General features: G+C 73.2%; 4 protein-coding genes. 1 reads left to right on the top strand and 3 read right to left on the bottom strand.

The features are described from left to right. Positions 1-129: 129 nt before the first annotated feature. The gene (locus AC068A_RS22455; RefSeq protein WP_478587466.1) at positions 130-606 is read right to left on the bottom strand and encodes a PaaI family thioesterase; all 477 of its coding nucleotides are present in this window, start codon (positions 604-606) and stop codon (positions 130-132) included. Between the two features lie 54 nt (positions 607-660). Continuing rightward, positions 661-2931 (bottom strand): FdhF/YdeP family oxidoreductase, encoded by a 2271-nt coding sequence (locus tag AC068A_RS22450; protein WP_478587464.1) that lies wholly within the window; start codon positions 2929-2931, stop codon positions 661-663. 136 nt (positions 2932-3067) lie between these two features. On the opposite strand from AC068A_RS22450, the gene polA reads away from it, so the two are divergent. Then, positions 3068-5788 carry a DNA polymerase I gene (polA, locus tag AC068A_RS22445; RefSeq protein WP_478587462.1) on the top strand — a complete coding sequence of 907 codons (2721 nt, stop codon included), beginning with the start codon at positions 3068-3070 and terminating at the stop codon, positions 5786-5788. Between the two features lie 102 nt (positions 5789-5890). Here the strand turns inward: polA and AC068A_RS22440 are convergent, their stop codons facing one another. Next, complete coding sequence (locus AC068A_RS22440) at positions 5891-6802, bottom strand: DUF4184 family protein (RefSeq protein WP_478587634.1); 912 nt, start codon at positions 6800-6802, stop codon at positions 5891-5893. Positions 6803-7277 lie beyond the last annotated feature (475 nt).

Here is a 7277-nt window from a genome sequence, read left to right as displayed (position 1 = left end):
AGCTACAGAGGCAGACTTACCACCCCCCCCCCCCCCCCTCCCCTCCCCCCCCCCCCCTCTCCTCCCCCCCCCCCCCCCCCCCCCCCCCCCCCCCCCCGCCCCCCCCCGGGGCCGGGGGCGCGGGGCGGGTCAGGCCTCGGCGGCCGGTGCGGCGGCTGCGTCGCGCAGCAGGCAGGTCAGGCGGGCGCTGCACACCCGCCGGTCCTGCTCGTCGCTGATCACGATCTCGTAGGTGGCGGTGGAGCGGCCGCGGTGGACGGGGGTGGCGACGCCGGTGACGAGGCCGGAGCGGATCCCGCGGTGGTGGGTGCAGTTCAGGTCGACGCCGACGGCGATCTTGTCGATGCCGCCGTGGAGCATGGCGCCGACCGAGCCGAGGGTCTCGGCCAGGACGGCGGAGGCGCCGCCGTGCAGGAGCCCGTAGGGCTGGGTGTTGCCCTCGACCGGCATGGTCCCGACGACGCGGTCGGGGGCCGCCTCGAGGATGCGGATGTCCATCCGCTCGCCGAGGTGGCCGGCCGAGAACAGCGCGGGCAGGTCGATGCCCAGGGCTGCGTACTCGTCCAGGACCTCCTGCGGGAACTTCACAGCGTGCTGCTCGCCCATGGGCCGGCTCCGTTCGTCAACGCTCGTTAACCATCTTGTCCTGACGTCGTTCTATCAGGCCGGTTCGAAGCGCACGACGACGGACTTGCTGGCGGGGGTGTTGCTGGTGTCGGCGGTGGAGTCGAGCGGGACGAGCACGTTCGTCTCGGGGTAGTAGGCCGCCGCGCAGCCGCGGGCGGTGGGGTAGTGGACGACGCGGAAGCCGGGCGCGCGCCGCTCCACGCCGTCCTGCCACTCGCTGACCAGATCCGTGTAGGAGCCGTCGGCGAGTCCGAGCTCGGCCGCGTCCTCGGGGTGGACCATGACGATGCGGCGGCCGCCGGTGATCCCGCGGTAGCGGTCGTCGAGGCCGTAGATCGTGGTGTTGTACTGGTCGTGGCTGCGCAGGGTCTGCAGCAGGAGCCGGCCCTCGGGGACCTTCGGGTACTCCACGGGCGCGGCGGTGAAGTTGGCCTTGCCGGTGGCCGTCGGGAAGCGGCGCTCGTCGCGGGGGGCGTGCGGGAGCCGGAAGCCCTCGGGGCGGGCGGCGCGGGCGTTGAAGTCCTCGAAGCCGGGGACGACGCGGGAGATCCGGTCGCGGATGGCGCCGTAGTCCCGCTCGAACTCCTCCCAGGGGGTGGCGGAGGCGTCGCCGAGGACGGCGCGGGCCATGCGGGCCACGATCGCCGGCTCGGACAGCAGGTGCGGGGAGGCGGGGGCGAGGTTGCCGCGGGAGGCGTGGACCATGCCCATGGAGTCCTCGACGGTGACGAACTGCCGGCCCGAGGCCTGTACGTCCTTGTCGGTGCGGCCCAGGGTGGGCAGGATCAGCGCGCGCCGGCCCGTGACCGCGTGGGAGCGGTTGAGCTTGGTGGAGACGTGCACGGTGAGGGAGGCGCGGCGGATCGCGGCCTCGGTGACCTCGGTGTCGGGGGTCGCGCCGACGAAGTTGCCGCCCATCGCGAAGAGCACCTTGGCCTCGCCGTCGCGCAGGGCCTGGATGGAGCGGACCACGTCGTGGCCGTGGTGCCGGGGCGAGGTGATCCCGAACTCCTTGTCGAGGGCGTCGAGGAAGGCGGGGGCGGGGCGTTCGAAGATCCCCATGGTGCGGTCGCCCTGGACGTTGGAGTGGCCGCGGACGGGGCAGACGCCGGCGCCGGGGCGGCCGATGCTGCCGCGGAGCAGGAGCAGGTTGACCACCTCGCGGATGGTGGCGACGGCGTGCTTGTGCTGGGTCAGGCCCATGGCCCAGCAGACGATGGTCCGCTCCGAGGCCAGGACCATGGCGTGGGCGCGTTCGATCTCGGGCCGGGTCAGGCCGGTGGCGGTGAGGGTCTCGGCCCAGTCTGCCTCCTGCGCGGCGGCCCGCAGCTCCTCGTAGCCGTGGGTGTACTCGCGGACGAAGTCCTCGTCGACGGCGCCCTGCGTCTCGATCACGAGCTTGTTCAGGAGGCGGAAGAGGGCCTGGTCGCCGCCGATGCGGATCTGGAGGAACAGGTCGTTCAGGGGGGTGCCGCGGAGCATGCCGAGCGGGGTCTGGGGGTTCTTGAACCGCTCCATGCCGGCCTCGGGCAGCGGGTTCACCGAGATGATCTTCGCGCCGGAGGCCTTGGCCTTCTCCAGGGCGGAGAGCATGCGGGGGTGGTTGGTGCCCGGGTTCTGCCCGGCGACGATGATCAGGTCGGCCTGGTGGAGGTCCTCCAGGGAGACGCTGCCCTTGCCGATGCCGATCGTCTCGGTGAGCGCGGAGCCCGAGGACTCGTGGCACATGTTGGAGCAGTCGGGCAGGTTGTTCGTGCCGAACTCGCGGGCGAACAGCTGGAAGAGGAACGCGGCCTCGTTGCTGGTGCGGCCCGAGGTGTAGAAGAGGGCCTCGTCGGGGGAGCCGAGGGCGCGCAGTTCCTCGGCGATGATCTCGAAGGCGCGCTCCCAGGTGACGGCCTCGTACCGGTCGGCGCCCTCCTCCAGGAGCATGGGCCGGGTGATCCGGCCCTGCTGGCCGAGCCAGTACCCGGAGCGGCCGGCGAGGTCGGAGACCGGGTGGGCGGCGAAGAACTCGGGGGTGACCCGGCGCAGCGTGGCCTCCTCGGCGACCGCCTTCGCGCCGTTCTCGCAGAACTCGGCCGTGTGCCGCTTGTCGCCCTCGGGCCAGGCGCAGCCCGGGCAGTCGAAGCCGTCCTTCTGGTTGACCTTGAGCAGGGTGCGGGCGGTGCGCGCCAGCCCCATCTGCTGCTGGGCGATGCGCAGGGTGTGCCCGATCGCGGGCAGGCCCGCCGCGGCATGCTTGGGGGGCGCGACCTGCGGCGCGTCCTGGACGGGATCACCTGCGGGCGGCTTGGTGGCCATGTCGCTCCCCTTTGAGCTGTCGAGCAGTGCGCGCCCGGGCCGTGCCGTGCGCCTTGGCGTACGCCTCCGATCCTGTCACGCCCGGGTGACATCGCCGACGCCGGAATTGTCGGTGGGGCCGCCTAGGATCGGGGGCGTGGCAGAGAACGCATCGAAGAAGACCGACCAGACGACCGCAGCGGACCGCCCCCGCCTGATGCTCATGGACGGGCACTCCCTGGCGTACCGGGCGTTCTTCGCGCTGCCCGCGGAGAACTTCACCACGGTGACCGGCCAGCCGACGAACGCGATCTACGGCTTCGCGTCGATGCTGGCGAACACGCTGCGCGACGAGGCGCCCACGCATTTCGCGGTGGCGTTCGACGTTTCGCGCAAGACGTGGCGCTCGACGGAGTTCCCCGAGTACAAGGCGAACCGCTCCTCGACCCCGGACGAGTTCAAGGGGCAGGTGGAGCTGATCGGCGAGCTGCTGGACGCGATGAGCGTGCCGCGGTTCGCGGTCGAGGGCTTCGAGGCCGACGACGTGATCGCGACGCTGGCGACGCAGGCGGAGGCGCTCGGCTACGAGGTGCTGATCGTCACCGGTGACCGGGACTCCTTCCAGCTGGTCTCCGAGCACACCACGGTGCTGTACCCGACGAAGGGCGTCTCCGAGCTGACCCGCTTCACGCCGGAGAAGGTCGTGGAGAAGTACGGGCTGACCCCGCAGCAGTACCCGGACTTCGCGGCGCTGCGCGGCGACCCGTCGGACAACCTGCCGGGCATCCCGGGCGTCGGCGAGAAGACCGCCGCCAAGTGGATCAACCAGTTCGGGTCGTTCGCGGAGCTGGTGGAGCGGGCCGACGAGGTCAAGGGCAAGGTCGGGCAGAACTTCCGCGACCACCTTCAGGCCGTGAAGCTCAACCGGGTCCTGACCGAGATGGTCCGCGACGTGGAGCTGGACAAGACCCCGGCCGACCTGGAGCGCGCCCCGTACGACCGGTCCGCCGTGACCGGCGTGCTGGACGTGCTGGAGATCCGCAACGCCTCGCTGCGCGAGCGGCTGCTGGCGGTGGACCCGGGCGCCGAGCAGGAGGAGGCCCCGGCTCCGGCCGCCGGCGTGGCGCTGGACGGGTCCGTGCTGGGTACGGGCGAGCTCGCGCCGTGGCTCGCGGCCCACGGCGGCGGCCCCCTCGGCGTGTCCACCGTGGACAGCTGGGCGCTGGGCCAGGGCAGCGTCGCCGAGGTCGCGCTGGCCGCGGCCGGCGGGGCGGCCGCCTGGTTCGACCCGTCCGCGCTGGACGAGGCCGACGAGCAGGCCTTCGCGGCCTGGGCCGCCGACCCGGACCGGCCCAAGGTCGTGCACAACGCCAAGATCCTCATGCGGGTCTTCCCGGAGCACGGCTGGAGCCTGGACGGGGTCACCATGGACACCGCCCTCGCCGCCTACCTGGTCAAGCCGGGCCGGCGGTCCTTCGCGCTGGACGTGCTGTCGGTGGAGTACCTGGGCCGTGAGCTCCAGCCCCCCGCGGCCGACGGCCAGCTGGCCTTCGGCGCCGACGACACCGCTGAGGCCGAGGCGCTGATGGCGCAGGCCCGCGCCGTCCTGGACCTCGGCGAGGCCTTCACCGGCAAGCTCGTGGAGGTCGGCGCCGCCGACCTGCTGCACGACATGGAGCTGCCCACGTCCGAGCTGCTGGCCCGGATGGAGCGGGCCGGCATCGCAGCCGACCGCGACCACCTGGAGGCCATGGAGCAGCAGTTCGCCGGGGCCGTGCAGCAGGCCGTGAAGGAGGCGCACGCGTCGGTGGGCCACGAGTTCAACCTCGGCTCGCCCAAGCAGCTCCAGGAGGTCTTCTTCGGCGAGCTGGACCTGCCGAAGACCAAGAAGACCAAGACCGGCTACACCACGGACGCGGACGCCCTGGCCTGGCTGGCCACGCAGACCGACCACGACCTGCCCGTGATCATGCTGCGGCACCGGGAGCAGGCCAAGCTGCGGGTGACCGTGGAGGGCCTGGTCAAGACGATCGCCGCCGACGGCCGGGTGCACACCAGCTTCAGCCAGACCACAGCCGCAACCGGACGCCTGTCCTCCACCGACCCCAACCTGCAGAACGTGCCGGTGCGCACCGACGAGGGCCGCGCCATCCGCCGCGGGTTCGTCGTCGGCGAGGGCTACGAGTCCCTCATGACCGCCGACTACAGCCAGATCGAGCTGCGCGTCATGGCCCACCTGTCCGAGGACGAGGGCCTGATCCAGGCCTTCCTGTCGGGCGAGGACCTGCACACCACCGTCGCCTCCCAGGTGTTCGGCGTGGAGCGCTCCGCCGTCGACGCCGAGATGCGGCGCAAGATCAAGGCGATGTCGTACGGGCTCGCGTACGGGCTCTCCGCCTTCGGCCTCGCCCAGCAGCTCGGGATCGAGCCGGCTGAGGCGCGCGGGCTGATGGAGACCTTCTTCGAGCGGTTCGGCGGGGTCCGGGACTACCTCCAGCGCGTCGTCGACGAGGCCCGCGCCACCGGGTACACGGCGACGATCTTCGGGCGCCGCCGCTACCTGCCGGACCTGGGCAGCGACAACCGCCAGCGCCGCGAGGCCGCCGAGCGGATGGCGCTGAACGCCCCGATCCAGGGCACCGCCGCCGACATCGTCAAGGTCGCCATGCTCCGCGTGGACCGGGCGATCGCCGAGGCGGGCCTGACGTCGCGGATGCTGCTCCAGGTCCACGACGAAATCGTGCTGGAGATCGCCCCGGGCGAGCGCGAGCGGGTCGAGGAGCTGGTGCGCCGCGAGATGGCCGCCGCCGTCGAGCTGCGGGCCCCGCTGGACGTGTCCGTGGGCGTCGGCCCCGACTGGGAGTCCGCCGCGCACTGACCCGGGGCGCCGACCGAGCGCCGGCCGCGCACTGGCCCGGAGCCGTGTGCCGCGCGCCCGTTCCCGCCGTCCGGCGGGGGCGGGCGCGCGTGCATGTGCGGGCTACCTGGTACGGAGGGGCTCGGGCGATTCCGTGTCCGCGGGGCGCCGGCCGCCCGGGCCGTTCGGGTCGTCCCCGCCACGGTCCGGGCGGCGGCGGTACCGCAGCCGCACCAGGGCCCCGTACAGCACCAGGCCCACCGCGAGGCCGGCGCCCGCGCCGAAGCAGACGGTCGGGACGATGTCGAGGGGCGAGCGGATCCGGTCGTAGAACGTGAAGAAGCGCAGCACCCGCGCGGTGACCCCGGCGGCCACGCACCCGGCCACGAGGGCGGCCGAGACCAGTACCCCGGCCCGGCTCAGGACCGGCACCGCCGCGGGCGCGGGCCGGTCGGGCATCCGGCGCACGGCCGTCGCCGCGAACCAGAGCAGCGCGCCGGCCGCGACCGCCGACGAGCCGTACTGGAGGTAGGTGTAGAGCGGGTACCCGTACGCGATCGGCTCGCCGAGCCAGGGCAGGGCGTTGGTCCCCCACCGGTCCAGGTGCGTGAAGCTGTCCCACGCCACGTGCGTCAGCGAGCCCAGCACCGCCGAGAGGTAGAACCACAGCGCGAGCACCGCCGGCCGCCGTGCGCCCCGTCCGCCCGGCCCGCCCCGCCAGTCCTCGCCCCGAAGCAGGGCGTGGACCCGGCCCTGGCGGGCCCGCGGCAGCAGCGCGACCAGCGGCTCGCGCAACAGCAGCCAGCAGGCCGCCAGAACGGCCGTCAGGACGGCGTCCGCGGTCAGCGCGCCGGGCAGCGAGTGCGTGAACCCGCCGTACTGCATGACGCCGCCGACGACGGCGTCCGCGAAGTAGAAGGTGTCGGGTGCGAACGAGCCGAGGACGAGCGCGGAGGCGACGAGCGGGCCGCGCGCACGGCCGGTGTGGCGTACGGCGGGCAGGACGGCGGCGGCATGGCTGAGGGTGAACGGCACGGCACCTCTTGGTGGTTCGGCGGCGTCGGGTCGGACGGGCATCGGCTCACGTCGGGTGACGGAGTCTTTACTTCTGGCCAATGCGTCCCGAACTGGTCCGGACAGTATGCGTGACCTGCACATGACGTGGGGAAGTGGTGAAGCCCGGGCGCTGATCGGTGCGGTGTGAAGGGAGCTGACGTAGGGTCACGCCGACGTCGAGGGGGAGGGGACCGGCTCATGTCGGCTCGGTGGACGGCTCGTGGCAGGCTGCGCAGGGGCGGGACCGCCGCTGTTGCATGCGCACTGGTGGCGGCCGCGGTGACCGCCTCGCAGGCTCCGCCCGGCTACCGTACGGCAGCCGCAGGGGAGAACGCGGCCCGGGCCGCGGCGCCCCCGCCGGCAGGCGGGGGGGAGGGAGGCGGCAGAGGGGACCCCCCCCAACCCCCCCCCCTCCCCCAGTTCCCCAGGCGAACCTCGTGCCACCCCCACACCT

This window comes from Streptomyces sp. NPDC043854 (assembly GCF_056436005.1).
Note: the sequence above shows the minus strand (reverse complement) of the source record. Positions and strands in the feature narration are given on the sequence as shown.

Bases quoted from the DNA above. Each gene is read 5' to 3' on its own strand.
- AC068A_RS22455 (WP_478587466.1), bottom strand. From the start codon at position 606: ATGGGCGAGCAGCACGCTGTGAAGTTCCCGCAGGAGGTCCTGGACGAG.
- AC068A_RS22450 (WP_478587464.1), bottom strand. From the start codon at position 2,931: ATGGCCACCAAGCCGCCCGCAGGTGATCCCGTCCAGGACGCGCCGCAG.